Origin of the sequence: Pseudomonas sp. YeP6b (genome assembly GCF_025642995.1) — a bacterium.
In the GTDB taxonomy this organism is placed as follows: Bacteria; Pseudomonadota; Gammaproteobacteria; order Pseudomonadales; family Pseudomonadaceae; genus Aquipseudomonas.
In genome coordinates, this window is record NZ_CP080090.1 from 5,223,616 (window position 1) to 5,248,328 (window position 24,713).

Annotated in this window: 25 protein-coding genes and 1 tRNA gene; 16 read left to right on the forward strand and 10 right to left on the reverse strand. The window is 58.2% G+C overall.

Annotation, left to right across the window (positions count from 1 at the left end):
- The first annotated feature begins 63 nt into the window (after window positions 1-63).
- The 3 genes from KZH41_RS23505 (at window position 64) to KZH41_RS23515 (ending at window position 3,228) form a co-directional block, all read left to right on the forward strand.
- Window positions 64-2,115: a terminase large subunit domain-containing protein gene (locus tag KZH41_RS23505; RefSeq protein ID WP_263273832.1), complete on the forward strand. Its 2,052-nt coding sequence runs from the start codon at window positions 64-66 to the stop codon at window positions 2,113-2,115.
- Window positions 2,054-2,896, forward strand: a complete 843-nt coding sequence (locus tag KZH41_RS23510; RefSeq protein ID WP_263275133.1) for a phage portal protein — start codon at window positions 2,054-2,056, stop codon at window positions 2,894-2,896. Before KZH41_RS23505 ends, KZH41_RS23510 begins: the two co-directional genes overlap by 62 nt.
- A gap of 74 nt (window positions 2,897-2,970) precedes the next feature.
- Window positions 2,971-3,228, forward strand: coding sequence for an ogr/Delta-like zinc finger family protein (locus KZH41_RS23515; RefSeq protein ID WP_186640718.1), 258 nt, complete (start codon window positions 2,971-2,973; stop codon window positions 3,226-3,228).
- Window positions 3,229-3,266: 38 nt separating this feature from the next.
- On the opposite strand, the gene KZH41_RS23520 is transcribed toward KZH41_RS23515, so the two are convergent.
- Complete coding sequence (locus KZH41_RS23520) at window positions 3,267-3,452, reverse strand: hypothetical protein (RefSeq protein ID WP_263273833.1); 186 nt, start codon at window positions 3,450-3,452, stop codon at window positions 3,267-3,269.
- Between the two features lie 75 nt (window positions 3,453-3,527).
- Complete coding sequence (locus KZH41_RS23525; RefSeq protein ID WP_263273834.1) at window positions 3,528-3,920, reverse strand: helix-turn-helix domain-containing protein; 393 nt, start codon at window positions 3,918-3,920, stop codon at window positions 3,528-3,530.
- 42 nt (window positions 3,921-3,962) lie between these two features.
- Between KZH41_RS23525 and KZH41_RS23530 the strand changes: the two genes are divergently transcribed.
- The 8 genes from KZH41_RS23530 to KZH41_RS23565 all read left to right on the forward strand — a co-directional run bounded on the left by KZH41_RS23530 (window position 3,963) and on the right by KZH41_RS23565 (window position 10,102).
- Complete coding sequence (locus KZH41_RS23530; RefSeq protein ID WP_262667332.1) at window positions 3,963-4,175, forward strand: DNA-binding protein; 213 nt, start codon at window positions 3,963-3,965, stop codon at window positions 4,173-4,175.
- Window positions 4,176-4,204: 29 nt separating this feature from the next.
- Window positions 4,205-4,684: a YmfL family putative regulatory protein gene (locus tag KZH41_RS23535; RefSeq protein ID WP_318654908.1), complete on the forward strand. Its 480-nt coding sequence runs from the start codon at window positions 4,205-4,207 to the stop codon at window positions 4,682-4,684.
- Window positions 4,681-4,917, forward strand: a complete 237-nt coding sequence (locus KZH41_RS23540) for a hypothetical protein (RefSeq protein ID WP_242152001.1) — start codon at window positions 4,681-4,683, stop codon at window positions 4,915-4,917. Before KZH41_RS23535 ends, KZH41_RS23540 begins: the two co-directional genes overlap by 4 nt.
- Window positions 4,918-4,990: 73 nt before the next feature.
- The gene (locus KZH41_RS23545) at window positions 4,991-5,224 is read left to right on the forward strand and encodes a hypothetical protein (RefSeq protein WP_106576220.1); all 234 of its coding nucleotides are present in this window, start codon (window positions 4,991-4,993) and stop codon (window positions 5,222-5,224) included.
- Between the two features lie 4 nt (window positions 5,225-5,228).
- Window positions 5,229-8,027 carry a toprim domain-containing protein gene (locus tag KZH41_RS23550; protein ID WP_263273836.1) on the forward strand — a complete coding sequence of 933 codons (2,799 nt, stop codon included), beginning with the start codon at window positions 5,229-5,231 and terminating at the stop codon, window positions 8,025-8,027.
- Between the two features lie 15 nt (window positions 8,028-8,042).
- A complete protein-coding gene (locus KZH41_RS23555; RefSeq protein WP_263273837.1) occupies window positions 8,043-8,336 on the forward strand; it encodes a hypothetical protein in 294 nt (97 codons plus the stop codon).
- Between the two features lie 66 nt (window positions 8,337-8,402).
- On the forward strand, window positions 8,403-8,651 hold the full coding sequence (locus KZH41_RS23560) for a hypothetical protein (RefSeq protein WP_263273838.1): 249 nt from the start codon (window positions 8,403-8,405) through the stop codon (window positions 8,649-8,651).
- Window positions 8,652-8,917: 266 nt separating this feature from the next.
- The gene (locus KZH41_RS23565) at window positions 8,918-10,102 is read left to right on the forward strand and encodes a site-specific integrase (RefSeq protein ID WP_263273839.1); all 1,185 of its coding nucleotides are present in this window, start codon (window positions 8,918-8,920) and stop codon (window positions 10,100-10,102) included.
- 283 nt (window positions 10,103-10,385) lie between these two features.
- On the opposite strand, the gene KZH41_RS23570 is transcribed toward KZH41_RS23565, so the two are convergent.
- The gene (locus KZH41_RS23570; RefSeq protein ID WP_263273840.1) at window positions 10,386-10,703 is read right to left on the reverse strand and encodes a hypothetical protein; all 318 of its coding nucleotides are present in this window, start codon (window positions 10,701-10,703) and stop codon (window positions 10,386-10,388) included.
- A gap of 303 nt (window positions 10,704-11,006) precedes the next feature.
- Here KZH41_RS23570 and KZH41_RS23575 point away from each other — a divergent pair, with 303 nt between their 5' ends.
- Window positions 11,007-12,101, forward strand: a complete 1,095-nt coding sequence (locus KZH41_RS23575; RefSeq protein ID WP_263273841.1) for a DUF3800 domain-containing protein — start codon at window positions 11,007-11,009, stop codon at window positions 12,099-12,101.
- Window positions 12,102-12,386: 285 nt separating this feature from the next.
- On the opposite strand, the gene KZH41_RS23580 is transcribed toward KZH41_RS23575, so the two are convergent.
- Window positions 12,387-12,476, reverse strand: a tRNA-Ser gene (locus KZH41_RS23580).
- Between the two features lie 336 nt (window positions 12,477-12,812).
- Here KZH41_RS23580 and KZH41_RS23585 point away from each other — a divergent pair.
- From KZH41_RS23585 to KZH41_RS23595, 3 genes are all read left to right on the forward strand, one after another.
- Window positions 12,813-13,505 (forward strand): crotonase/enoyl-CoA hydratase family protein, encoded by a 693-nt coding sequence (locus KZH41_RS23585; RefSeq protein ID WP_263273842.1) that lies wholly within the window; start codon window positions 12,813-12,815, stop codon window positions 13,503-13,505.
- Window positions 13,506-13,717: 212 nt separating this feature from the next.
- Entirely contained in the window at window positions 13,718-14,458 is a 741-nt protein-coding gene (locus KZH41_RS23590; RefSeq protein ID WP_094950377.1) for a lysophospholipid acyltransferase family protein, read from the forward strand.
- A 137-nt stretch (window positions 14,459-14,595) separates the two neighbouring features.
- Window positions 14,596-15,567 carry a magnesium and cobalt transport protein CorA gene (locus KZH41_RS23595; RefSeq protein ID WP_094950378.1) on the forward strand — a complete coding sequence of 324 codons (972 nt, stop codon included), beginning with the start codon at window positions 14,596-14,598 and terminating at the stop codon, window positions 15,565-15,567.
- On the opposite strand, the gene KZH41_RS23600 is transcribed toward KZH41_RS23595, so the two are convergent.
- The 3 genes from KZH41_RS23600 to KZH41_RS23610 all read right to left on the reverse strand — a co-directional run bounded on the left by KZH41_RS23600 (window position 15,564) and on the right by KZH41_RS23610 (window position 19,874).
- Window positions 15,564-16,289 (reverse strand): amidotransferase, encoded by a 726-nt coding sequence (locus tag KZH41_RS23600; RefSeq protein ID WP_094950379.1) that lies wholly within the window; start codon window positions 16,287-16,289, stop codon window positions 15,564-15,566. The two genes, KZH41_RS23595 and KZH41_RS23600, sit on opposite strands and share 4 nt — an antisense overlap.
- 215 nt (window positions 16,290-16,504) lie before the next feature.
- On the reverse strand, window positions 16,505-18,652 hold the full coding sequence (locus KZH41_RS23605; RefSeq protein ID WP_263273843.1) for a 3-hydroxyacyl-CoA dehydrogenase NAD-binding domain-containing protein: 2,148 nt from the start codon (window positions 18,650-18,652) through the stop codon (window positions 16,505-16,507).
- A gap of 16 nt (window positions 18,653-18,668) precedes the next feature.
- On the reverse strand, window positions 18,669-19,874 hold the full coding sequence (locus KZH41_RS23610; protein WP_242152031.1) for an acetyl-CoA C-acetyltransferase: 1,206 nt from the start codon (window positions 19,872-19,874) through the stop codon (window positions 18,669-18,671).
- Between the two features lie 648 nt (window positions 19,875-20,522).
- Here KZH41_RS23610 and KZH41_RS23615 point away from each other — a divergent pair.
- Window positions 20,523-21,329: a c-type cytochrome gene (locus tag KZH41_RS23615; protein WP_263273844.1), complete on the forward strand. Its 807-nt coding sequence runs from the start codon at window positions 20,523-20,525 to the stop codon at window positions 21,327-21,329.
- Window positions 21,330-21,479: 150 nt separating this feature from the next.
- Here the strand turns inward: KZH41_RS23615 and KZH41_RS23620 are convergent, their stop codons facing one another.
- Genes KZH41_RS23620 through KZH41_RS23630 form a run of 3 tightly spaced genes read right to left on the reverse strand, consistent with a single transcriptional unit; the run spans window position 21,480 to window position 24,644 of the window.
- Window positions 21,480-22,283 carry a transglutaminase family protein gene (locus KZH41_RS23620; RefSeq protein WP_094952781.1) on the reverse strand — a complete coding sequence of 268 codons (804 nt, stop codon included), beginning with the start codon at window positions 22,281-22,283 and terminating at the stop codon, window positions 21,480-21,482.
- Complete coding sequence (locus tag KZH41_RS23625) at window positions 22,280-23,230, reverse strand: alpha-E domain-containing protein (RefSeq protein ID WP_094952782.1); 951 nt, start codon at window positions 23,228-23,230, stop codon at window positions 22,280-22,282. The genes KZH41_RS23620 and KZH41_RS23625 overlap by 4 nt, the downstream gene beginning before the upstream one ends.
- Window positions 23,231-23,234: 4 nt before the next feature.
- The gene (locus tag KZH41_RS23630; protein WP_094952783.1) at window positions 23,235-24,644 is read right to left on the reverse strand and encodes a circularly permuted type 2 ATP-grasp protein; all 1,410 of its coding nucleotides are present in this window, start codon (window positions 24,642-24,644) and stop codon (window positions 23,235-23,237) included.
- Between the last annotated feature and the right edge of the window lie 69 nt (window positions 24,645-24,713).

Consider the following 24,713-nt stretch of genomic DNA (forward strand, 5'->3'; position numbering starts at 1 on the left):
TGTAGGAGAGACGCGGAATTTAACCCCGCGTTTCCAGCGTTTTCGCCGCATAGACTGCGGCCCATGTACTACTCGACCGAAGTTAAAGAAGCCGCCAAACGCCTATTTCTACGCCGCTGTAAGGCCAAGGAAATTCAGGCGCAGCTCAACCTGCCCAACATCCGCATCGTCTACTACTGGATCCGCCAGGGCGGGTGGGAGGACATGCTGTCGGACGAAGAACCGCTGACCGCCGTTGGCCGGCGAATCACCCTCCTCCTGGACAAAGCCAGCAGCCTGACCAAGGACGAACTGAACGAGCTGGACCGACTGACCACCGTTCGCGAGCGTCTGCTAAAGCAAGCGGTAAAGCCGTCGCCGGCACCGGTCGGGGAATCTGCGGGCGAGCCCCAGGAAGGTCGCCAGCGGCCGCGTGGCGAACGATCGGGCCGTGGAGATAGCGGAGGAAAGAAGCGCGAAAAGAAGGTGAAGAACGACATCAGCGAACTGACTGAAGTCGACTTCCTGGATAAGTTCATCAGCAAGATGTACCGCTATCAGCAGGAGCTGTTCGCGGCCAAGCAAAACCCGCTGACGTGCCGGATCCGCAACATCCTGAAAAGCCGCCAGGTCGGCCTGACCTACTACTTCGCCGGCGAAGCGTTCATGGACGCGGTACTCAGCGGCGACAACCAGGTGTTTCTATCGGCAAGCCGATCGCAGTCGGAAATCTTCCGTAGCTACATCATCCAGTTTGCAAAGCAGTGGTTCGGCATCGAGCTGACCGGCAACCCGATCACGCTCAGCAACGGCGCCGAGCTGCGGTTTCTCAGCACCAACAGCAGCACCGCCCAGGGCTACCATGGCCATGTGTACGTGGACGAATATTTCTGGATCCGCGACTTCGAAAAACTCAGCACCGTGGCCAGCGCCATGGGTACCCACAAGAAGTGGCGGAAAACCTACTTCTCGACGCCCAGCGCCGTGTCGCACCAGGCTTACCCGTTCTGGTCCGGCGAGGAATTTCGCAACAGCAAACGCGGTAAAAAGATCGGCGGTACCTGGCCCACCGAGGCGTCGTACACCCAAGGCGCATTGTGTCCCGATGGCCAATGGCGCAAGACCATTACCATCGACGACGCCATTGCCGGCGGCTGCGATTTGTTCGACCTCGAGCAACTGCAGCTGGAGTACGACGAAGACAAATTCCAGCAGTTGTTCCACTGCAAGTTCATCGACAGCAGCCAGAGCGCCTTCGGCCTCAAGGATCTGGAGCGGTGCTATTCCGATCTGTCGTTGTGGGAGGACTACAACCCGGAACTGGATCGCCCATTCGGGAACAGCCCTGTATGGCTTGGCTATGATCCGAGCCGCACCCGCGACGACGCCACGTGCGTGGTGGTCGCCCCGCCGCTGGAACCTGGGGCGAAGTTTCGAATCCTGGAGAAGCACAGCTGGCGGGGACATTCGTTCACCTACCAAGCCGTCCAGGTCAAAAAGCTTACCGAGCGTTTCAACGTCCAACACATCGGGATCGATATTACCGGCGTGGGCTATGGCGTATTCGACCTGGTGCGCGACTTCTACGCGAAGGCAACGCCGATTCACTACAGCCTTGAGACCAAAAACACCCTGGTACTCAAGGCCCAGGACACGATCCAGGGCAGCCGCATTGAGTGGGACGCCGGCTGGACGGACATCGCCCAGGCGTTCCTAACCATCAAGCGCGGCACCACCAACAGCGGCCAGGTCACCTACAGCGCTTCGCGCACCGACGCCACCGGCCACGCCGATATCGCCTGGGCCGTCATGCACGCCCTGGCCAACGAACCCCTGAATACCAACAAGCGGCGCCGTAGCCGCTACGTCACGAGCGGAAACAATGCCCAAACCACAACACAGAAAGCCCCAAGCCAGTCAGCAGTTACGACAGCAGCAGCCCATGCGGGCGTTCACGTTCGGGGAACCCGAACAGGTGCTGTCCGGCAACATCGGCGAGTATCTGGGGGTGTTTCTCAGCGACGACGGCGAAATCTACAAGCCGCCGGTATCGCGGGCGGGCCTGGCCAAGTTGCTGCGCGCCAACGCGCACCACGGCGCCATTCCCAAGTTCAAACGCAACCTGCTGTTGCGTGAGTTCATCCCTTCCGAGGGCTGCAGCACACAGACCATGGGACGGGCGAGCCTGGATTACATGGTGTTCGGCGAAGCGTATTTCTATCGCGATACCAATGCGTTCGGCGAGGTGCTGGAGATGCAGCACCTGCCAGCGATCAACATGCGCGTGAAGGTCGACGGCGGTTTCAGGATGCTGCTGCCGGACAGCAAGTTCATGGACTTCGACCAGGACGAAATTGAACACGTCCTGGACTACGACGTGGAACAGAACATCTACGGCGTGCCCGATTACCTGGGTGGCCTGCAGGCGCTGTTGCTCAACGAAGCCGCGACCCTGTTTCGCCGGCGCTACTACAGCAACGGCGCGCACGCGGGCTACATCTTCTACACCAACGACCCGGACCTGACCGAGGAAGACGAAGAGAACCTGCGCGCACAGATCAGCGCCAGCAAGGGCGTGGGCAACTTCCGCTCTATGTTCGTCAACATCCCAAACGGCAAGGAAAACGCGATCCAGATCATCCCTGTGGGCGACTTCCAGGCCAAGGACGAGCTGGAGAAGGTGAAGAACATTACCCGCAATGACGTGATCGCTGCCTGGCGGATGAATCCTGCCCTGGCCGGGATCATCCCGGAGAACAACGGCGGCTTTGGCGATATCGAGAAGATCGATCGCGTGTACACCAGCAACGAGATCAGACCGATCTGTCAGCTGTTCAATCAGTTGAATGAAACCCTTCGAAGAGACAGGCGTATCGACTGGAAAAAGATTGATAACGCAGGGGAAACCGCTACCTGACATCTCAAAAATAGAGAAATATCCTGCTCTACGTGCGAGCATAGTGGCAATTAGTTGCACCCTGGGGAGGGAACATGAGAGTTACTTGTAAATGCGGACATAAAGGGCGGATCGCATCACGTGAGGTGCTGTCAGCCGATTTTGCGAAACTTTACTGCCAGTGCCTCGACGCAAAATGTGGGCACAGTTGGGTCGCGAATCTCACGTTTTCTCATACGCTTAGCCCGTCCGCTCAGACGTTCGACAGACTGTTGATGGACAGACTGAGAGACATGCCCAGGGCCCAACAGCGGGAGCTATTTGAAAAGCTCGGATCGCAGGCCGTCGCATGATGCGAACCGCCGACAATCAAGTGCCGGCGGCCCAGGTATCAATCTTCGTCGAAGTGTTCAGGGTTACTTATCAGCACCTGAGCCAGTCTTCGCAATTGCTCCTGGTCGTGACGGTTCAATTGGCGATAAAGCCCGATCAGGCGACGCTCAATGTGCGAAAGCTCGTACCGCGCAGATGCAGCTACTTCAACATAACCGACATCCGCGTTTCTGCGATCCAACATGCTTACAACTCCATAAAATCCATTGCTGACGCAATGATATGGGGGCGAGCCGGCGGTAACGCAGTAACAGAGTGGTCAGCTCATTCCTTTGGCAGCATCGTCCGCCATGGCTCTAAGGAAGCGCCGGATAGCTTTTTGATCGTCCGCTGGAATATTGCGGTACTGCTGAACGATGCTGTCTTCAACCTCGGACAGTGCATCCGCGTTCAGCGTGGTGCGAATTCCGGTGACGATGTAGAACACATCAAATCCGAGCGAGCTTGCAGCCATGCTCAAGTAGGACGCAGGAGCGTCACTGGCACCGGATTCGTAATTTCCTTGAGTTCTTTTCGAGACACCAAGATGTTCCGCAAGTTGATCTTGCGTCAGCCCAGCCTGGGCGCGTTGTTGACGCAACCTTGCGCCAATCTCTTCGGAGAGTGTCAATATTTTTCCATCCAGATATTTACATTGGCAGTTTTTTGCCACATCCTGCGATCGTCATCACACGAAAACGCAAGGAATTGCACTATGCCCAACTCAACCATCACCGAGCAAGCTCGCCATCAGGCGCGTTCATCCTTGGAGAAGCGTGGCCAGACGGCAAAAAATTTTGCAGAACTGCACAACCTCAACCCCAGCACCGTTTACGCAGTGCTGAATGGCCAAACCCAGTGCCGTCGCGGAGAGGCCCATCGTGCTGCCGTACTGCTGGGAATCAAAGACGGCGTGATCGCACAGTAATGGCCAAGAATCTGAGGGAACAGCAGAAGATGAAAAGTCAGGTTCTAAAAACCCGCCGTGAAGTCGTCAGCGCAATTATTTGCACCTTCGATGGTGGCCGTGAACGCGCCGCTGCCAGCATCGGCCTACCGCTCAAGAAGTTTGATAACCACGCTTACGAGAACAACAACTGCCGCCCGCTGACGGACGTGCAGATTTTCAACCTGGAACAAGTCACGGGCACCCAGCATCTGGCCAACTACGTTGCCGCGATGTACGGCGGCATGTTTGTCCCAGTCGTCCACCCAGAAAACTTGGACAACGTAGAGATGTATGCCCGGGCCATGCAGACCTCGGCCAAGCAGGGCACGGTTGATCAGATCATTGCCCAGGCGCTTGAGGACGGCGTAATCACCGAGGATGAAGCCGAACTGATCCTGAACGCTCATATCTTGCACATAGCTGCACGGACTGCCGAAGTCCACGCCGCCATCGATCTCTACCGCGCCAAAACAGGGAAAGGCCAATGAACACGCAAACAAATACCCTGGATTACCAACAGTGCATGCAGAACGCTGCACTGGCATTTCTTGAGCATCATCAAGCCGAACATCTGGGCGACCTGTCGACGCTACGCAGCCGTGCAGTCGATCACCTGGTCGAGCGCTTCGACGTGGCCGAACCGGTTGCAATCAAACTGACGTCACTTGCTCACATCGAGCTGGTGGAAGTCTCGCACCGTCAGCGCTCCGCCAACTCGTAACACCCTACCCAACCAATCGCCGGCCCCACTCCCGTGGGTTTGGGTGAGCTGCGCCCGAAATTGAGGTTTAACGATGGCAAACGCCGTAATTGTCACCACACAACTGCCCCCAGCCGAGGCCGAAGCGTTGCTGGCCAACCTGCGTGAACAGTATCGCTTGAGCCTCAACGAACACTGGTACGCCGACCAATTCCGCCTAGTTACGGCCGGTCTGCGCCACGGCGCGATTCTCGCCCACATTCCGGTCATGGCTGCGCAAAAACGCCTCATGGCAGCCCTGTCCCACAGCCTCAAAGCAGTGAAGTAACCCCATGAAAGAAGATCTTCGCGAAGACGTGTTGCAACGCCTCCAGTCCGACTTCGGGCTCAAGCACCGCACGGGCACCGACTACATGCGCGGCGGCACCTGCCCGAAGTGCAAAAAGAAAGAACTGTATTCCCGCTTTGATACGCCATGGATGGTGATTTGTGGTCGCCCCGAAAAGTGTGGCCACACCCTGCACGTGAAAGAGCTGTACGACGATCTGTTCGAAGATTGGAGCAAGCGCGCGCCGGCGACAGACCAACACCCCAATGCAACGGCCCGCGCCTACCTGGAGTTCGCCCGGGGCTTTCGATTTGAACTGATCCAGGGCTGGTTCACCCAAGAAACGTTCTACTCCGCTGAACACAATGCCGGCAGCGCGACTGTGCGCTTCGCCCTGGAAAAAGGCGGCTGGTGGGAACGCCTGATCGATCAGCCGCACCGTTTCGGCAAGATGAAAGCCCGCTTCAAATCCAAGGACAGCTATCGCGGCGTCTGGTGGTGCCCGCCCTGCGTCGACCTTCTTGAAACCAAGGAAATCTGGATTGTCGAAGGGATCTTCGATGCCATCGCTCTGGTGCACAACGACATCGCGGCCGTCTCGGCCATGTCCTCTAATGCGTTCCCGGGGGACTCGCTGAAAGCGTTGGTCAAGATCCGCGATGGCGGGAAATTGCCCAAGCTGGTTTGGGCGCTTGATAACGAGCCCAGCGCCAACGCCTACACCCGGCGCTGGGTGCGCGAAGCCCGCGCCCTGGGTTTCGTTTGTGAGTCTGCACAGATCCCGCAACGCGACGGCCGCAAGTCAGACTGGAACGATCTGCATCAGCGCTGGAGCTTCATCCAGGACGACACCAAGCGCGCCGAACAGATAGCAACTGACCTCAAGCAAGCCCGCCACCAGGGCGCCCTGCTGCTGGCCGAGAGCGCAGCGGAAAAGGCCTTGCTCATGTACGACTGGAACAAGCGCGGGGAATTTCACCTGGGCTTCGGCAGCCGCCTGTACTGGTTCAAGTTGGATATGGAGAAATTCAACCGAGCCATGTCCGACATCGAGGACAGCGAGAACCACGACGACCAACTGCTGAACCAGGCGCAACAGCGCGAAAAAGCGCTGCAGCAGTCCGGCAGCGTCGTGGAGATTGCCAACTGCTACCCACAAGCCCTGTACTTCCAGCGTAACGAGGTAACGGACGAATCCTGGTACTACCTGCGCGTGGACTTCCCGCACGACTCCGAAAGCGTGAAAAACACCTTCACCAGCGGCCAGCTGTCGGCCGCAAGCGAATTCAAAAAGCGGCTGCTCGGCATGGCGGCGGGGGCGATGTTTACCGGCAGTGGCCAGCAGCTCGACAAGCTCATGAAGGATCAACTGTTTGGCATCAAAACCGTATCGACCATCGACTACGTGGGCTACAGCAAGGAATACGCCTGCTACGTCTACGGCGATATCGCGATCAAGGACGGCACCACCTACAAGGTCAACAGCGAAGACTATTTCGAGTTCGGCAAGCTGCGCCTAAAAACGCTGCAGAAAGGCGTCCCCATCAAGCTGCAGCGCGAAGCAAAGGGCTTTGATGAGAAGTGGGTGCAGTTGCTATGGACCTGCTTCGGCGCCCAGGGCTTTGTCGCTCTGGTGTTTTTCTTCGGCTCTCTGTTTTGCGAACAGATCCGCGCTCGCTACCAGTCCTTCCCTTTCCTGGAAGCCACTGGTGAGGCCGGCGCCGGCAAAACAACCTTGCTTAACCTCCTGTGGAAACTACTCGGCCGCGAAGGCTATGAAGGGTTTGACCCCATGAAGTCCACTAAGGCCGGGCGTTCTCGCTTGATGGGCCAGGTCTCCGGCATGCCCGTGGTGTTCCTGGAAGCCGATCGCCACGGTGATGACCGGGCACACGCTAAAACCTTCGAATGGGACGAGCTGAAAGACTTCTATGGCGGCGGCACCCTGGCCACGAAAGGCGTCAAGACCGCCGGCAACGAGACGTACGAGCCGCCATTCCGGGGAACGATCGCTATCAGCCAGAACGCGGCCGTGGTCGCCCACGAAGCGATCATGACGCGGATTGTGAAACTGCACTTTGTGCGGCCGACCGTCACGCCGGAAAGCCGTACTGCAGCTGATCAACTCAACGCCCTGGACGGCGGCATCCTCAGCCACTTCCTGTTGCGGGCCGTGGGGAAAGAGTCCGCGGTGCTTGAGCTGTTCGCCCAGCGTATGCCCCAACACGAATCGAAGCTGCGTCGTTTGCACACCCATTGCTTCGCCTGCAGCAAGGCCTACGTGAGTGACCAGGGTAATTGCACCAGCTGCGGCTATGACCTGCGCGCCTACATCCGCGTGGAGCGCATCAGCAAAAATCACGCGCAAATGCTTTCGCTGCTGGATGGCATTCGTCTGGTATTGAAATTGAGTGACCCCCAGGTCGCAGCCACCCAGCGCCAGATCGTGCGGATGGCCATCGAGCGCCAAGCCTCGATCAGTTCCGACCATGCGGCCGTGGCCGAGTTTTGGGAGGTCTACGACTACCTCGAATCCTTAAGCGAAGACCCAGTGGTCGACCACAGCAGCGACCCCACAGTGATCGCTATCAACCTCAACGAATTCTGCGAGCGAGCCGCCGAACACAAACAGAAGCTGGCCGAGGTGGCCACGTTGCGCGACCTGCTCAAAGAGTCCCGTTCCCGCAAGTTCCTGGATAGCAATAAGGCCGTACACAGCGCTGTCCGTGCTGCGTTCAACGGCCGTAACCCATGCTCGCAACCCCGGCCGACGACAGTCAAGTGCTGGACACTCAAGGCATAAAGGAGAGTAAGACCGATGCAGATCCAAGTGTTTATGGGCAATGCCGGCGACGGCAAAACAAGCAAGCTGCAGTCAGTGCAAGACCGCCTGGACTTCACAGGTGAGAGCGCGCCGATTATTCAAGCCGGGGCGTATGGAGAGAATGGCTTGCTGGAGATCCTAGAAGTACGCGCAGCCGGTGGCCAGCGCGAAATCCTGATGGACGACTGCAGCAGGCAACAGATTTTGAGGGTGTTGGAGTGGCAATCATGCGTTGAGCATGAGCCGGATTTTGACGATCTGGTGATCCACCTGGCCCGTAAGGACTGAACTTAAAAGAAGCAGTGTCGAGGAGTTGCAGCTCCCCGACACCTAACCGCAACAGAGGGCTATACCATGCAAGCACAGAACCTAAGCAGCAGCGGCGCGAAGGCTATCACACCGGCACGCCACCTGGTGGCCACCGCGATCATCGGCGCGGCAGTCATTGGTTACCTGGTACACAAAACCCCTGAATCACGAACCCGCCTTGAAAGCCTCAGCCAGATGGCCAGCACCCTGGGCGAACTCAGCGAAACGGATGCCGCCGTCGTCGCCCAACTGCTCGCCAAGCCGGCAACCCGAGGCGTATCACGCAATGTCTGACAGTTCTGCAGCACCAACACGGCGCTTTCCTTGGAACATTGATCACACCAGCGTTTGCGACCAATGCGGCAATTGGCGCGCCCAGGGCAATCACCTGAAATGCAGCCGGCTGCGCCAGCTGCAGAACGCCCATCTACGCAATCACAAGCCTAAAGGGTAAGCCGCGTCCACCAGAAGATGCGCTACCAGATACTTGGCCCGGAAACGGGCCTTTTTGTTTCCGATCGTCAGACTGTCGATACACGAGCACAGCGTTAGGGGTTTACATGAGTGGGGTCGAAGCTCGCGGGAAATCCGTGAGAATCTATTTTCAATACAACGGGGAAAAATGCCGGGAAGCAATCCCGGGGGGCAACACACCCGCAATCGTGGCCCAGGGAAAGCGCCTGGTCGACATCATCGAATACGAAATTCAGGCCGGCACGTTTGATTATGCGCGGCACTTCCCCAACTCCGCCAAGCTGGTCGAAAACACCTTCGGGCACTACCTGGACCTATGGTTAAAGATCAAAGCAAACAGCGTGGCGGCGTCGAGTTATCGGGGCTATGCCAACAAGGCAGAAGTTCACGTGCGGCCGCGCTGGGGAAAGGTTCAGATCCAAAACATCGATCACCTTGACCTGCAGGAGTGGATCCAGGGAACACTGTCTAAAACGCTCAAGAACAAGACCATCCGCGACATCATCAGCAACGTGCGTCAGGTGTTTAGGCTGTATCGCACCAGGATGAAAGTCGCGCACGATCCAACCGAAGGTTTGCAGGTGCGCTTACCAGATCCCGAGGCGCCAGACCCGTTTACCCGGGCGGAAATCAAACAGATCTTGGAGACCCACACCAGCCGCACACAAGAGCTGTTAATGGTTCAGTTCATGATGTGGGCCGGCCCCCGGGTATCCGAGACCATCGCCCTGGCTTGGGAGGATGTCGACCTGGAGCGAGGCACCGTAACCTTCCGCAGGTCGAAGGTGCGCGGGGCTTACCGGGTGACAAAAACCCGGCGATCGACGCGCAAAGTTCGCCTACTTCCCCCCGCCTGGAATGCGCTGCAGAAGATCGATGCGTTGAATAGAGATCGGAAGGCGGAAACTGTTGAAATCGTTGAGCGGGACAACAAGACGGTGAGAAAACACAAACTGCATTTTGTCTTCCTGAATACGAAAAGCGGCCTGCCTCACGCCAACGATTTTGTGGTCCGCGACAGGTTCTTCAAGGCTCACTTACTCGCGGCCGGGGTCCGCTATCGTGGGCCTGGCCAGTGCAGGCATACATACGCCAGTCAGTTACTAACCACCGGCGTTGCGTCGATCGACTGGATAGCCGAACAGATGGGGCATACCAACGGCAACATGATCCGTCAGCACTATGGGACGTGGATCAATGAGGACGGTCCAGACGTCGTAGGAATGCTGCAACTAGCACTAAAACTATCGCCGGTCACAGCCCTACACTGAATCAGTGATGCTACCGTCTCGGCAAAGCCATCGGACGGCCGTCAGGCTCGCGCCTGCGACACTGCACGCAGCATCTCGGCCAGCTCGCACCAGGGGTGGAGAGTAAATTCGCTGGCCAAACGGCAGCCATCGCCGTGACGGAACGGTTGGTCAGCGTCCCGGGCGCGCTGCCCGCCACTACAGCTGGCGCACAACAGCATATTTGCGTCTAACACCCATTTGGTGGACCAGGCATTCAGGCTATCGTCCAGCTGGTACCGGGCCGCGTCAACGTCAAGCGCACTCATTCAGGAACCACTCCAGAAGGCCCGCCCAGGCAGGCCGCTTCATTCAGAAACGCTGCGGCTTCGGCATGCTGCAACGCCTGACCTTGTAACAGGGGAGAGAACCAAGCGCTCAGACGGGTAACGCATCGTACCCGCTGCTGGCCGACTGCCTGTAGGCGATCGAATAACTCGCCTTCCAAAGTGCTTTCCGACAGCTCCAGAGCCTCGGGTTTTATTGCCTGGGCGATACGCGCAGCCAGATCGGCCACCTTGGGGTTATAGCTGCGCAAGGCGATCAACCGTTCCCGATATGACGGCGTGACGGGTAACGGCATGGCGGCGGTTCCTTTTTGAGTGAGGGGGTCAGTGTGTGAACCAGAATAGGGGGGGCTGAGCTACCAGTCCAGGGGGGTATTAGTTTCCTCCGGCGCACAAAAAAGCCCCCGCACCTGGTCAAAGTGGGGGCCAGTTGAACATAAACGGCACACTGGAAAAGATACATGCCGATCCTCATCCTGCACTCTCAAAGAATAAGTCGGATAAGCCGCTGTTACAAAACTTACATCTTTGTGCACGAATACACTTTGACGCATCTTCGCAGCCGCATGATGATGGCTCATTGCCAAAAGGAGAGAATCATGGATGACCTGGTAGAAGACCAACCTGAAGATTTAGTAACCGAAACCAAGACAAACGAGAAAACTGAAGCTGAGAAAATTCGGGTGTTATCTGCGATCGCAAGCAACAGTCCCGCTCGGCTTACTGATCGCGTTGGCTGGATATTGAATCACTATCCTTCCGCACGCGACTCAGACATAAAATGTCAATTCCTATATTGGAAAACATTTCAGTCTGACCTTTATTCGGGTGGAGCGATTCCAGAAGATAAGTACCCTGAGTTAGAAAAACTTAATTCTATCTCTAGAGCCCGCGCCACCGTTCAAAATACACTTGGTTTGTTCAAAGCCTCACCTGAGGTAAGGAAATACCGTGGAACGTTAGAAGAGGAGGAAAAACAAAAAGCACTGGAGGTTCGCCCTTCTCATCCGGTGTACTGCATTTACGCAGATGAAAGCGGCAAGACAGGGAAATATCTGATGGTTGGTAGTCTGTGGGTTCTACGAAGCTACGAGACAATGAAAATAACCAGAGCAGTAAATCAAAAGAAAAGCGATATAAACTTCAAAGGCGAAATGCACTTCAAGGAGATAGATAAAAATAATATAAATCAATACCTTGCACTTCTTGGCGTCATAATAGAAAACTCAACTTCGATTTCATTTAAAGGGCTAGGAGTTTTGAGAGCAGGTCTTTACAGCGTTGACGATACTTTAAACAAACTATTCTATCACATGGTAATAAATGGAATTAAAGAGGAGAACGTATCTGGCCGAGCCATTCTCCCTAGAAATCTTCAATTCAGGAAAGACAGCGAAGAAGAGTCAAAAGACAAATTATCCATAATGGAAATCAAGCTTCAACTGCAAAATGCATCGACCGCAATATTCAATGGAAATGTATATATCGACGTAGTAGAAGCAGAAGATTCAGCTATATCGCCGCTGATGCAAATATCCGACTTGTTCGTGAGTTCAATCTCTAGAGTGCTGAATAGAGAAAAACCTAGCGAACACCCAAAGGACATCTTTGCCGATAAATTCCTCGCTTCGTTTGGCATGACATACAAAGATAGAAAGCTGGATGGGTTGAGCGAATGTGTAAGCTTTTCCTGAGTTTTTCCGAGCGGCGGGAGCATCAAGCTCAGGTCGGAATTGACATTACTAAGACTGCGAGCTGAGAGGCTCGCTTATCAGTGACCGGCTAGAAGATGGCAGCGCCTCCGGCAGCCCGGGTGTTTGGACGGGAAGTCGTTTCATGCCCATTTGCCAGATTTTGTTTTTACGCACCAACATAGAGCATCTGTCCCAGATCTGTCCCATATTGCTATTTCCCAGACGTCAGAAACCACAAACCCCCGACTTTCTCTAGGAAAATCAGGGGTTTGCGTTTTCAGAATGTGGCGGTGAAGGAGAGATTCGAACTCTCGATACAATTTCTTGTATACACACTTTCCAGGCGTGCTCCTTAAGCCACTCGGACACTTCACCGTATCTCGTCAAACTAGTTCAGTCTGTCGAGGCGCGCTAATGTAGTCGAAAGCCTTTCTGATGGCAAAGGTTTTTTTCAGAATTTTCATGCGGTTAGACGGTTATGCCATTACCCACCCAGCAAGGGGCGGTGAATCTGCCATTCTCGGGCATCGGCGGTACGCGTTCGGGGCGGCGGCTGCGCCCGGCTCCGGGCCGTCTACCCTTGGGGATGCGGCAAAAGCCTGACTGGGTAGTCAGTCACGGCGCTTTACCGGGGCGGGCGTGGTGGGTAACGTCTGCGCATGCGCTTCTATAAACAGCCTATCTATAACAAGTCCTACAAGGAACCGCGTCATGAGTGAGTTGATTGCCTACCACTTCGAAGACGGTATCGCGACCCTGACCTTGAGCAACGGCAAGGTGAATGCCATTTCTCCGGCGGTGGTCAGTGAGTTTAATACGGCACTGGATCAGGCCGAGAAGGATCGGGCGGTGGTGATCATCACCGGGACGCCGGGGATTCTGTCCGGTGGTTATGATTTGAAGGTGATGACGGCCGGCCCTAAAGAGGCTATCAGCCTGGTGACGTCGGGCTCGACGTTGGCGCGTCGCCTGTTGTCGCACCCGTTCCCGGTGATTGTGGCGTGCCCTGGGCATGCGGTGGCCAAGGGTGCGTTCCTGCTGTTGTCGGCCGATTATCGGATTGGCGTGGAAGGCCCGTTCAGCATCGGCCTGAATGAAGTGGCGATCGGCATGACCATGCACCACGCCGGTATTGAGCTGGCGCGGGATCGGCTGCGTAAGTCGGCGTTTCATCGTTCGGTGATCAATGCCGAGATGTTTGACCCGCAAGGCGCCTTGGGCGCTGGCTTCCTGGATAAGGTGGTAGCACCGGAGGAATTGCACGCGGCGGCCCTGGCAGCGGCGCGTCAGTTGAAGAAGATCAACATGAACGCCCACAAGCACACCAAGTTGAAGGTACGTAAGGCGCTGCTGGAAGCCTTGGATGATGCAATCATTCAGGATCAGGGCCACAACCTAAGCTGATGCTTTATAGCTGCTGCGCCAAAGCCCGACCATGAGTCGGGCTTTTCTTACAAAAAATTCGGAAACATCCTTAACCGCTCTAGCCGGGCTTTGCCGGCACACGTTGAAACATGTGCTTAAACATCGCCTATCTCCTACGTCTGTAGGGGCAATTGCCGAATACAGTGCACATCCGTACACTGCGCCACCTTTTGTCCAGATGGGCCGTGTCGATGCTTTTTCTGTTACGTATGTTGTTGATGGGCCTGCACTTTATGGTCGCGGGTGTGCTGGGCGTGTTGCTGGGTATCTGTCGGCCGTTCAATCCGGACAACAGTCGCCTGTGTGCTCGCCTCTACGGGCTGCCTGCGATGTGGATATTGCGGCTGAACGTGAAGGCGGATATCGACTCGCTGCGTAACAAACCGGGCACGTGCGTGATCCTCGCTAACCACCAGTCCAACTACGATCTGTTTGTGTTGGGCACTGTGGTGCCGCATCGCACGGTGTGTATCGCCAAGAAGAGCCTGAAATGGGTGCCGCTGTTCGGCCAATTGTTCTGGCTGGCGGGCAATGTACTGATCGACCGTGGCAATGCGCAAAAGGCGCGCCGCGCGATGCTCACCACCACGCATACCTTGCAGCACGAAGACACCTCGATCTGGGTGTTCCCGGAGGGCACGCGCAACTTGGGCAAAGGGTTGTTGCCGTTCAAGAAAGGCGCGTTCCATATGGCGATTGCGGCAGGTGTGCCGATCGTGCAGGTGTGTGTCAGCAATTACGTCACGCATATGCAGCTTAATCGTTGGAACAGTGGTGATGTGCTCATACGTTCGTTGCCGCCGATTCCTACCGTGGGACTGACTCCGGATGACATCCCGGCGTTGATGCAGGCGTGTCAGGCGCAGATGGATGAATGCATTGCGCAGATGGATCGGCAACTGCAAACCGCTTGGACACCTGCGCCTTTGTGATTTTGGGGGGCGCCTCGCCCCCCAGTGCAAGCAAGCTTGCTCGCCACATGAAGCGCGCACCTGCAAGAGCAACAATGGAACGCCATTCGAGCTAAGCTGCCCAACACCTGTCCTCCTAATAAGAAGCGATCAGCACCATGGGTAGAGTTGTTGCGGCGGCCGTTTACAGCGCCGGAAAGAAAGTCACTGATATCACCCTCGACGAAGGCGCAGCCTGGGCTGCCAAACCCGACCACTTTGTGTGGATCGGCCTGGAAGAGCCCAACGCCCAGGAGCTGGCCAACCTGCAACGCCAGTTCAACTTGCATGAACTGGCGATCGAAGACGCGCTGGAAAAACACAGCCGCCCGAAGTTGGAAACCTTCGGCGATGCGCTGTTTATCGTCACCTATTCACCAGTGCGCGAGAACGGCAAGCTGGTGTTTATCGAAACCCATATTTTCGCCGGCAACGGCTACATCATCACTGCCCGCAACGGTCATTCGGCGTCCTACGGCTTTGTGCGCCAACGCTGTGAGGCAAGGCCACTGCTGCTCGAGCACGGTGAAGATTTCGTACTCTATGCGCTGCTGGATTTCGTCACCGAAAACTACCAGCCGGTGAGCGAAGCAATCCACGCCGAAATTGATGAGCTGGAGCGTAACGTGCTGTGCAGCTCGCTGAGCGAGCGCGATATCCAGAACCTCCACGGCCTGCGCCGCGACGTGCTGCGGCTCAAACGTTATGTGGCACCGATGGTGGAGATCAGCCAGGAGCTGCAGAAGCTGAGCTTCCCGTTTATCGACAAGAATATGCGCCCGTATTTCCGTGACGTGCAGATCCACGTGACGCGGCAGATGGAAGACCTCACCACCCTGCGCGATATCGCCAGCCAGACCATTGAGATTGGTGTGTTGCTGGAGGCGTCGCGCCAAAGCGTGGTGCAGCGCAAGTTCGCCGCGTGGGCGGCGATCCTGGCATTCCCCACCGCAGTAGCGGGGATTTATGGGATGAACTTCCAGAATATGCCCGAGCTGCAATGGCACTACGGCTATTTTGCGGTGCTCGGGTTTATCGCCGTGGGCTGCACCAGTTTGTGGGCCAGCTTCAAGCGTTCGGGCTGGCTTTAAGCTGAAGCCTGCGGCTTGTGCGCGACAAAGCGCATCATCCATTCCGCCACGGTGACGCCGTGGTGGTCACGTGCCAAGCTGGCGACGCCGTTGGTGTAGACCTTTTCGCCCAGCGTTGTCTGAAGAATCTCCAGCAGCTCGCGGGAATAATCGTGGATGAATTCCGGGTGGCCCTGGAAGCACAGCACCTGGTCGCCGATGTGGTACGCAGCGAACGGGCAAAAAGCGCTGGAAGCGATGACCGTGGCGTTTTCCGGCAAGGTGGTCACCTGGTCCTGGTGGCTGATCAATAGCGTCAACTCGTCCACTTCCGGGCTCATCCATGGCGCCTTGGCATCAAGTTTGTAGTCGTGGATGCCGATGCCCCAGCCTTGCCCGGCGCGTTCGGTCTTGCCGCCCAGCAGCAGTGCCAGCAGTTGGTGGCCGAAGCAGATGCCGAGCAACTTGTCGCCGCGCTCGTAACGTTGGAGCAGGTAGGTCTTGAGGGTCTGGATCCACGGGTCGGTGCCGAAAGAATCGGCTTTGCTGCCGGTGACGAGGTAGGCGTCAAACACTTCTTCATCCGACGGGTATTCACCCTGCACCACGTTGTAGACGACAAATTCGGCGGCAATCGGTTGCTTGGAGAACAGGCGCTTGAACATCTGCCCGTACCCTTGGTATTGATCGATCAAGCCTGGACGCAGGATATCGGTTTCCAGGATACAGACGCGTAGCGACATAAAAAATACCTGACACGGTGATGGGAATAATGCACACCCCAGAGCCTGCCTTGAAATGTACCTGCAAAGCAAGTCCCGCCAAGTGCCTCAGTGTGGGAGCGGGCTTGCCTGCGATGGCGTCATATCAGCCGACCTATGCAGTGGCTGACATACCGCTATCGCGGGCAAGCCCGCTCCCACAGTGGTTCTCTATCGGGCAGGATAGGGCGTTTCGGTCAGCCGAATATTTCTCCTTGTGCCGCTTTTTCCAGTAGCAATGCCGGTGGCGAGAACCGTTCCCCATACTGCTCAGCCAGGTACCGCGCCCGGGCGATAAAGTCGTTCAGGCCGTACTGATTGATAAACTGCAGCGCGCCGCCACTCCACGCGGCAAAGCCGATGCCGAAGATCGAGCCGACGTTGGCGTCAGCCGTGGACATCAACACGCCCTCCTCCACGCAGCGCACGGTTTCGATAGCCTGAATAAACAGCAAGCGGTCGCGTACATCCTGTGGCGAAATCTGTTTGTCGGGCTGTTCAAACCGCGTTTTCAACTCGGGCCACAGGTGTTTCTGCCCACCGACGGGGTAGTCGTAAAAGCCCCCGCCCGCCGCCTTGCCGGGGCGTTTGTATTCGTTCACCAACAGGTCAATGACCACTGTCGCCGGATGCGTCGGCAGCGGCTTGCCTTCGGCCTGCAGATCCTTCGCGGTTTGCTGTCGGATGTGGCTCATTAAGCTGAGCGACACTTCATCCGACACCGCCAACGGCCCCACCGGCATGCCGGCCTTGCGCGCTTCGGTTTCGATCATCGGCGCGGCCACGCCTTCGCCGAGCATGGCGATACCTTCGTTGGTGAAGGTGCCAAACACGCGCGAGGTGAAGAAGCCGCGACTGTCGTTTACCACGATCGGGGTTTTCTTGATTTGCAGTACGAAATCAAAACCCCGAGCCAGGGTTTCGTCACGGGTGTGGGCGCCCTTGATGATTTCCACCAGCGGCATCTTGTCGACCGGGCTGAAGAAATGCAGGCCGATGAACTTGCCTTGATCAGGCACCGCTTTCGCCAGACCGCTGATGGGCAAGGTCGAGGTGTTGGAGGCAATTACGGCGTCGGTGCCGACCACGCTTTGAGCGGCGGTCGAGACCTTGGCCTTAAGTTCGCGGTCTTCGAACACAGCTTCGATGATCAGGTCGCAGCCGGCCAGGTCAGCATCAGACGCCGTAGGATGAATCCGCGCCAAAGTGATTTCCCGCTGTTCGGCGGTCAATTGCCCACGGCTGACTTTCTTATCCAGCAGCGCGGCCGAATGTGCCTTGCCCTTCTCTGCCGCCGCCACGTTAATGTCCTTGAGCACCACCTCGATGCCCGCACAGGCGCTGACATAGGCAATGCCCGCGCCCATCATCCCCGCGCCAAGCACACCGACTTGGCGCGTGATGTACGGCGCAAAACCTTGTGGCCGCGAGCTGCCGGCGTTGATTTCGTTGAGCTGGAACCAGAAGGTGCCGATCATGTTTTTCGCCACCTGCCCGGTGACGAGTTCGGTGAAGTAGCGGGTTTCGATCAGGTGCGCGGTGTCGAAATCCACCTGGGCACCTTCCACGGCGGCGCAGAGGATTTTCTCCGGGGCCGGGAAGCAGCCATGGGTTTTGCTGCGCAAAATCGACGGTGCAATCGCCAGCATCTGCGCTACTTTTGGGTGTGAGGGCGAGCCGCCGGGGATCTGATAGGCCTTGTTGTCCCACGGTTGTTTGGCCTCAGGATTGGCCAGAATCCAGGCCCGAGACTTGGCCAGCAGCTCATCGCGATCCGCCGCCAATTCATGGATCAATCCCGCCTGCAACGCCTGCTGCGGCCGCACTTTTTTGCCTTCCAGCAAATACGGCAAGGCCTTTTCCAGCCCCAGCATACGCACCATACGCACGACCCCGCCGCCGCCCGGCAACAGGCCTAGGGTGACCTCCGGCAAGCCGAGCTGGGTCGACTTGTCGTCCAGTGCGACGCGGTAATGGCATGCCAGGCAAATCTCCCAGCCGCCACCGAGTGCCGCGCCGTTGATCGCGGCCACCACCGGCTTGCCGAGGGTTTCCAGGCGGCGCAATTGCGCCTTCAGCACCAACACGCTGTCGTAGAAAACTTTTGCATGGGCCTTATCGACTTTGATCAATTCATTGAGGTCGCCGCCGGCAAAAAAGGTCTTCTTCGCCGAGGTGATAACCACACCGGCGATGTCATCCTTTTCCGCTTCCAGGCGCGCCACGGTGGCCGCCATGGCCTCGCGGTACACGGCGTTCATGGTGTTGGCGCTCTGGCCGGGCATGTCGAGGGTCAGCACCACGATCTGGTCCTGGCCTTTTTCGTAACGAATGGCTTCGGTCATGACAGGTTCCTTGGGCTCAGAGGCGTTCGATGATGGTGGCGATGCCCATGCCACCGCCGACACACAGGGTGGCCAGGCCGTAGCGCTGCTGGCGCACTTCCAGCTCGTCGAGCAGGGTGCCAAGGATCGCGCAGCCCGTGGCGCCCAGCGGGTGGCCCATGGCGATGGAGCCGCCGTTGACGTTGACCCGAGCGGCGTCGATGCCCATGTCCTTGATGAACTTGAGGACGACTGAGGCAAACGCCTCGTTGACTTCGAACAGGTCGATGTCTTCCACACGCAAACCGGCCTTGGCCAAGGCTTTGCGCGTGGCCGGTGCCGGGCCGGTGAGCATGATGGTCGGGTCGGTGCTGGTCACCGCTGTGGCGACAATCCGCGCTCGCGGTTGCAGGCCCAGTTCGCGGCCACGGGCCTCGGAGCCGATCAACATCAGCGCGGCACCGTCGACGATGCCGGAGCTGTTGCCGGGTGTGTGCACGTGATTGATGCGCTCCACATGGCTGTAGACCCGCAACGCCGTCGCGTCGAAGCCCATCTGCCCCATCATTTCAAAGCTTGGCTTGAGCTTGCCGAGGCCTTCGAGGGTGGAGTCGCCACGGATAAATTCGTCGTGGTCCAGCAGCACGATGCCGTTCTGGTCCTGCACCGCGATCAGCGACTTGTTGAAGGCACCGTCTGCGCGTGCCCTGGCCGCTTTCTGCTGGGAATGCAGGGCGAAGGCGTCGACGTCTTGGCGGGTAAAACCTTCCAGGGTCGCGATCAAATCCGCGCCGATGCCTTGGGGCGTGAAGTGGCTGTGCATATTGGTGTGCGGGTCGAGCACCCAGGCGCCGCCATCGCTGCCCATGGGCACCCGCGACATGGATTCAACGCCGCCGACCACCACCAAGTCTTCAAAGCCGGAACGCACTTTCATCGCGCCGAGGTTCACCGCTTCCAGGCCTGAGGCGCAGAAGCGGTTGATCTGCAGGCCGGCAACGCTGACGTCCCAGTCGGCCACCAGCGCGGCGGTTTTGGCGATGTCGGCGCCCTGGTCGCCCACCGGGGTCACGCAACCGAGGACGATGTCATCCACCTGGCGTGTATCAAGGTCGCTGCGCTGGGCCAGCGCGGTGAGCAAGCCCGCCACCAGGTTTACCGGTTTGACGCTGTGCAGGGCGCCGTCGGCCTTGCCTTTGCCCCGGGGCGTGCGTATCGCATCAAAGATCAAAGCTTGAGTCATGACATCCTCGAACGCTGTGCGTGTGTGCCCCTACCTTAGGCCCGATTGACACGGTTTCAATGACCGATGCGCTCATTGCTTTTGACCCTCACGCTCGGACGAACGGTAGGGTGCTATGGGATACCTCGGGTTAATCGTTTTAGCGGTCTAGCCAAGGCATTGGCGCCAAGATGGCGGTATGCCTCATGCCTTTTTAAGTAGAAATGCTGATTAGCTGATATGAAATGGATCTAAGGCAATAAGAACGAGGGCTCTAAGGTTCACTTAGTAGGAAGTTGCTGCCGGGTTTTGCTGGAGCAGCTGTAAGAAAAGCGACACGTCACGTTGCGATACTGAAAATTACCAGCCCGCATTTGACGCTCAGGAATAACAACAAAAGGCAGTCAGCCATGTTCAAACATTCGAAAGTACGTCAGGCGGGACTTATTCTCTTCGCCACCACACTGATTCTGATCTTGCCCAATTTAACCAAGATTATTGGGTGACGACTCGATCCACACATTCCGGGCACTCATTGCACCAGGACTACAGCTTTTGGCAGCACCTGCCGGGACATTGCGTATAGCGATCCTGTTACAGGGGCTGTCTTTTTACATGCGGATTTCCGGTATCGTGGGCCGCATCGCCACCCACCATCGGGCTCTCTTCTTGAAACCAATCCTTGCCGTCCTCGCCCTGCTGCTCGCCTTGCCCGCTTCGGCTGCGCAATTGACTATAGAGCTGGATCACGCCAACAAGACCTGGCAGACCGCTGATCTACTCAAGCACCCGGATGCGCAGACGGTGCAGGTCGTTGATGACGTTTCCTACAAGCGCAACATGACTTATCGCGCGGTGCCGCTGGCGTCTCTGCTTCCAGGCTTGAAGCCTGAAAACCACCTGCAAGCCGTGGCCCTGGATGGCTTCGCCGCTGAGCTGACGGCTGCGCCCTTGCTTGAAAATCGTGGCGCCCGTGCTTGGTTGGCGGTGGAAGACCCTGCCCATCCATGGCCTGCGTTGGCGGCGGGCAAGCCGAGTGCCGGGCCGTTTTACCTGGTGTGGACCGATCCGCGGGCCGGCCATATCAGCCCTGAGCAGTGGCCGTTCCAGATCTCTGGAATTAAGCAATTGAAGACCGTGGCCGAGCGCTTTCCGGCGTTGTTGCCAGACCCGAAGTTGGCCGCCAATGACCCGGTCAACCAGGGTTTTGCGTTGTTCCAGAAAAACTGCCTGGCCTGCCACCGCCTTAATGGCGCAGGCGATGCGCAGGTGGGGCCAGACCTGAATATTCCCTATAACCCGACTGAGTATTTCAGCGGGGATTTCCTCAAGCGTTATATCCGCGACCCGCAAAGCATGCGGCATTGGCCACAGGCGAAGATGCCGGCGTTTGCTGCCAGTGTGTTGCCGGATGGCGAACTGGACCTGCTGGTGGGGTATTTGAAGCATATGGCGGGGCGTAAACAGCAGCCGTGAGCCTTGCAAACGTTCTGAAAACACCACCGCTCACTGTGGGAGCTGGCTTGCCTGCGATGGCGGTGGGTCAGCTACAAATGGGTTAACTGACAGGCCGCTATCGCAGGCAAGCCAGCTCCCACCCTCGATCAACTTCGCCGGTAAAGACGGTTATTGCTGCTGCACCGAAAGCACCGGCGTCGGCGCCACGAACACCTTGGCATGCATCTGCTCATGCCCACCACCACGGCGCATGCCGCGTACCGGGCAGGCGTCGAGGTAGTCCAAGCCCACTGCCAGTTTGAGATGCCGCTCGGGCCGCGCCAGTTGGTTGGTCACATCAAAGCTGTACCACGCGTCATCCAGCCAAGCTTCGGCCCAGGCGTGGCTGGCCAGGTGGGTGCTGTCCTCCGTGTACAAATACCCCGACACATACCGCGCAGGAATGCCCAGGCTGCGTGCACAGGCCAGGAACGCATGGGTGTGGTCCTGGCACACGCCCGCGCGCCCTGCGAAGGCCTGGGCGGCGCAAGTGTCAACTTCGGTGGCGCCGGGCGTGTAGACCATCGACTGGTTGAGCGCGTGCATCAGGTCGATCAACGCGCTGCGGTCGCGACGTTGATGGCAATGCAGCTCGGCGAACAGGCGCAAGGCCTCATCGGGCTCGGTCAGGCGCGTACTGCGCAAGAACGGAAACGCCGACTGGCTCTCGTGTTCGGCCTCGCGCAATTCATCGATATCCACCTGGCCACGGGCGCCGATGATGATGGCGTCGTGGGGTTCGTCGAGGGTCAGCACATGCAGGATGTTGCCGAACGGGTCGACCTGGGCGCGCACCGGGCGCGGCAAGTCCAGCTGCCAACTGAGCACGTGCTGGCGTTCGCTGTCGTGAGGCGTGAGGCGCAGGTATTGGATGCTGGCGCGCACTTGGTCTTCGTAGTGGTAGGTGGTTTCGTGGCTGATGGAGAGTCTCATGCGGCCTCCAGGTAGGAACTGTAGATGGCGTCGCCGAGCTGGCGCACCAAGGGGATAAAGTCGGTCAGCCAGGCGTGCAGGCCTTCCTCGAGGATTTCATCGATGGCGGTGAAGCGCAGGCGCGCGTCCATCTCGGCGGCCAGGCGCTGGGCCGGGCGACCGTTGAGGCCGGGCAGGCTGGCGAGGATCTGATCGATCTCTTCGCTGCACGCCCGTAGCGAGCGCGGCACGTCGGCGCGCAACAACAGCAGTTCCGCCACTTGCCTGGCGCCCGGCGCGTCACGGTAGATCTCGGTGTAGGCCTCGAACGATGACAACGCGCGCAACAAGGCGCTCCACTGATAGTAGGCGTGGGCCGTGCCGTCGCTGACGGCGGCGGCTTGGTCGCCGGCCATTTCGTAGCGCGCATCCAGCAGGCGCAGGGTGTTGTCGGCGCGCTCGATGAAGGTGCCCAGACGAATAAAACGAAAAGCGTCGTTGCGCATGATGGTGCCGTAGGTGGCGCCACGGAACAGGTGCGAACGTTCCTTGACCCATTCACAGAACCGGCTCATGCCGTAGCGGCTAAGGCCCTGCTGGGCGATATCGCGAATATCCAGCCAGGTGGCGTTAATGTTTTCCCACATGTCGGCGGTGATTCGCCCACGCACCGCATGGGCGCTGGCCCGCGCGGCGCCGAGGCAACTGTAGATGCTCGCCGGGTTGGCCGCGTCCAACGCAAAGAAGTGCAGCAGGCGCTCGGCATGCAGTTCGCCGTGGCGTTCGTGGTAATCATCGAGGGTGCCGGTGATCAGCAGCGGCATCGCCAATTCATGCAGGCCATCACCGCGCCCATCCTGCGGCATCAGCGACAACGAATAGCTGACATCGAGCATGCGCGCGAGGTTTTCCGCGCGCTCCAGGTAGCGCGACATCCAGTACAAATCCGAGGCAGTTCTACTCAACATGGCATCAGTCCTCGACCACCCAAGTGTCTTTGGTACCGCCGCCCTGGGAGGAGTTGACCACCAGCGAGCCTTCGCGCAAGGCCACGCGGGTCAAACCACCGGGCACTACGCGGGTTTCCTTGCCGGACAACACGAACGGCCGCAGGTCGATATGGCGTGGTGCGATGCCATTTTCGACGAAGGTCGGGCAGGTGGATAAACACAGGGTCGGCTGCGCGATGTAGGCGTGAGGTTTGGCCTTGATACGCGCACGGAAGGCTTCGATTTCCGCTTGGGTGGACGCGGGGCCGACCAGCATGCCGTAGCCGCCGGAACCCTGGGTTTCCTTGACTACCAGATCTGGCAGGTTGGCCAGCACGTGAGACAGTTCGTCGGGCTTGCGGCATTGAAACGTAGGAACGTTCTTCAGGATCGGCTCTTCATCCAGGTAAAAACGGATCATCTCGGTGACGAAGGGGTACACCGATTTGTCATCCGCCACCCCGGTGCCAATCGCGTTGGCCAGTACCACATTGCCCGAGCGATACGCCGCCAGCAGGCCGGGCACGCCGAGCATGGAGTCCGGATTGAAGGCCAGCGGGTCGAGGAACGCGTCGTCGAGGCGACGGTAGATCACATCGACCGCCTTGGGGCCGTCGGTGGTACGCATGAACACGCGGTCATCGCGCACGAACAGGTCGGCGCCTTCCACCAGTTCCACGCCCATTTCCCGGGCCAGGAAGGCATGCTCGAAAAACGCGCTGTTGAAACGCCCCGGGGTCAGCACCACCACGCTGGGGTTATCCAGCGGGCTTGAGCTTTTCAGGGTGTCGAGCAGCAGGTTGGGGTAGTGGTCGATGGGCGCGATGCGCTGGGCGGCGAACAGTTCGGGGAACAGGCGCATCATCATCTTGCGGTCTTCGAGCATGTAGCTGACGCCGCTCGGCGTGCGCAGGTTGTCTTCCAGCACGTAGTAGGTGCCGTCGCCATCACGTACGAGGTCGACGCCGGAGATGTGGGAATACAGACCGCGGTGCAAGTCCAGGCCCTGCATGGCCAGCTGGTATTGTTCGTTGGCCAGCACCTGTTCGGCAGGGATGATCCCGGCCTTGATGATGCGTTGCTCGTGGTACAGGTCGGCCAGAAACATGTTCAGCGCCTTGACCCGTTGAATGCAGCCGCGCTCGACGATCCGCCATTCGCTCGCCGGAATGCTGCGCGGGATGGTGTCGAAAGGAATCAGGCGCTCGGTGCCCTGCTCGTCCCCGTAAAGGGTGAAGGTGATGCCGGCGCGATGGAACAGCAAATCGGCTTCGCGCCGGCGCTGAGCCAGCAGCTCGGCCGGTGTTTCGGCCAACCAGCGGGCGAACTCGCGGTAATGGGGGCGGACCTGCCCTGCCCCGTCGTACATTTCATCGTAATAAGTGCGGGTCATGCCGTACTCCTTGTCACCCGGGCGTTTGAACTATCGCAAAGCCCGTGCCATCGGCATAAACACTTAAAA

What these genes read in the sequence shown, in the direction of transcription:
- KZH41_RS23505 (WP_263273832.1), top strand. Translation starts at nt 64, where the DNA reads ATGTACTACTCGACCGAAGTTAAAGAAGCCGCCAAACGCCTATTTCTA.
- KZH41_RS23515 (WP_186640718.1), top strand. Translation starts at nt 2,971, where the DNA reads ATGAGAGTTACTTGTAAATGCGGACATAAAGGGCGGATCGCATCACGT.
- KZH41_RS23520 (WP_263273833.1), bottom strand. Translation starts at nt 3,452, where the DNA reads ATGTTGGATCGCAGAAACGCGGATGTCGGTTATGTTGAAGTAGCTGCA.
- KZH41_RS23530 (WP_262667332.1), top strand. Translation starts at nt 3,963, where the DNA reads ATGCCCAACTCAACCATCACCGAGCAAGCTCGCCATCAGGCGCGTTCA.
- KZH41_RS23535 (WP_318654908.1), top strand. Translation starts at nt 4,205, where the DNA reads ATGAAAAGTCAGGTTCTAAAAACCCGCCGTGAAGTCGTCAGCGCAATT.
- KZH41_RS23540 (WP_242152001.1), top strand. Translation starts at nt 4,681, where the DNA reads ATGAACACGCAAACAAATACCCTGGATTACCAACAGTGCATGCAGAAC.
- KZH41_RS23545 (WP_106576220.1), top strand. Translation starts at nt 4,991, where the DNA reads ATGGCAAACGCCGTAATTGTCACCACACAACTGCCCCCAGCCGAGGCC.
- KZH41_RS23550 (WP_263273836.1), top strand. Translation starts at nt 5,229, where the DNA reads ATGAAAGAAGATCTTCGCGAAGACGTGTTGCAACGCCTCCAGTCCGAC.
- KZH41_RS23555 (WP_263273837.1), top strand. Translation starts at nt 8,043, where the DNA reads ATGCAGATCCAAGTGTTTATGGGCAATGCCGGCGACGGCAAAACAAGC.
- KZH41_RS23560 (WP_263273838.1), top strand. Translation starts at nt 8,403, where the DNA reads ATGCAAGCACAGAACCTAAGCAGCAGCGGCGCGAAGGCTATCACACCG.
- KZH41_RS23565 (WP_263273839.1), top strand. Translation starts at nt 8,918, where the DNA reads ATGAGTGGGGTCGAAGCTCGCGGGAAATCCGTGAGAATCTATTTTCAA.
- KZH41_RS23570 (WP_263273840.1), bottom strand. Translation starts at nt 10,703, where the DNA reads ATGCCGTTACCCGTCACGCCGTCATATCGGGAACGGTTGATCGCCTTG.
- KZH41_RS23575 (WP_263273841.1), top strand. Translation starts at nt 11,007, where the DNA reads ATGGATGACCTGGTAGAAGACCAACCTGAAGATTTAGTAACCGAAACC.
- KZH41_RS23585 (WP_263273842.1), top strand. Translation starts at nt 12,813, where the DNA reads ATGAGTGAGTTGATTGCCTACCACTTCGAAGACGGTATCGCGACCCTG.
- KZH41_RS23590 (WP_094950377.1), top strand. Translation starts at nt 13,718, where the DNA reads ATGCTTTTTCTGTTACGTATGTTGTTGATGGGCCTGCACTTTATGGTC.
- KZH41_RS23595 (WP_094950378.1), top strand. Translation starts at nt 14,596, where the DNA reads ATGGGTAGAGTTGTTGCGGCGGCCGTTTACAGCGCCGGAAAGAAAGTC.
- KZH41_RS23600 (WP_094950379.1), bottom strand. Translation starts at nt 16,289, where the DNA reads ATGTCGCTACGCGTCTGTATCCTGGAAACCGATATCCTGCGTCCAGGC.
- KZH41_RS23605 (WP_263273843.1), bottom strand. Translation starts at nt 18,652, where the DNA reads ATGACCGAAGCCATTCGTTACGAAAAAGGCCAGGACCAGATCGTGGTG.
- KZH41_RS23610 (WP_242152031.1), bottom strand. Translation starts at nt 19,874, where the DNA reads ATGACTCAAGCTTTGATCTTTGATGCGATACGCACGCCCCGGGGCAAA.
- KZH41_RS23620 (WP_094952781.1), bottom strand. Translation starts at nt 22,283, where the DNA reads ATGAGACTCTCCATCAGCCACGAAACCACCTACCACTACGAAGACCAA.
- KZH41_RS23625 (WP_094952782.1), bottom strand. Translation starts at nt 23,230, where the DNA reads ATGTTGAGTAGAACTGCCTCGGATTTGTACTGGATGTCGCGCTACCTG.
- KZH41_RS23630 (WP_094952783.1), bottom strand. Translation starts at nt 24,644, where the DNA reads ATGACCCGCACTTATTACGATGAAATGTACGACGGGGCAGGGCAGGTC.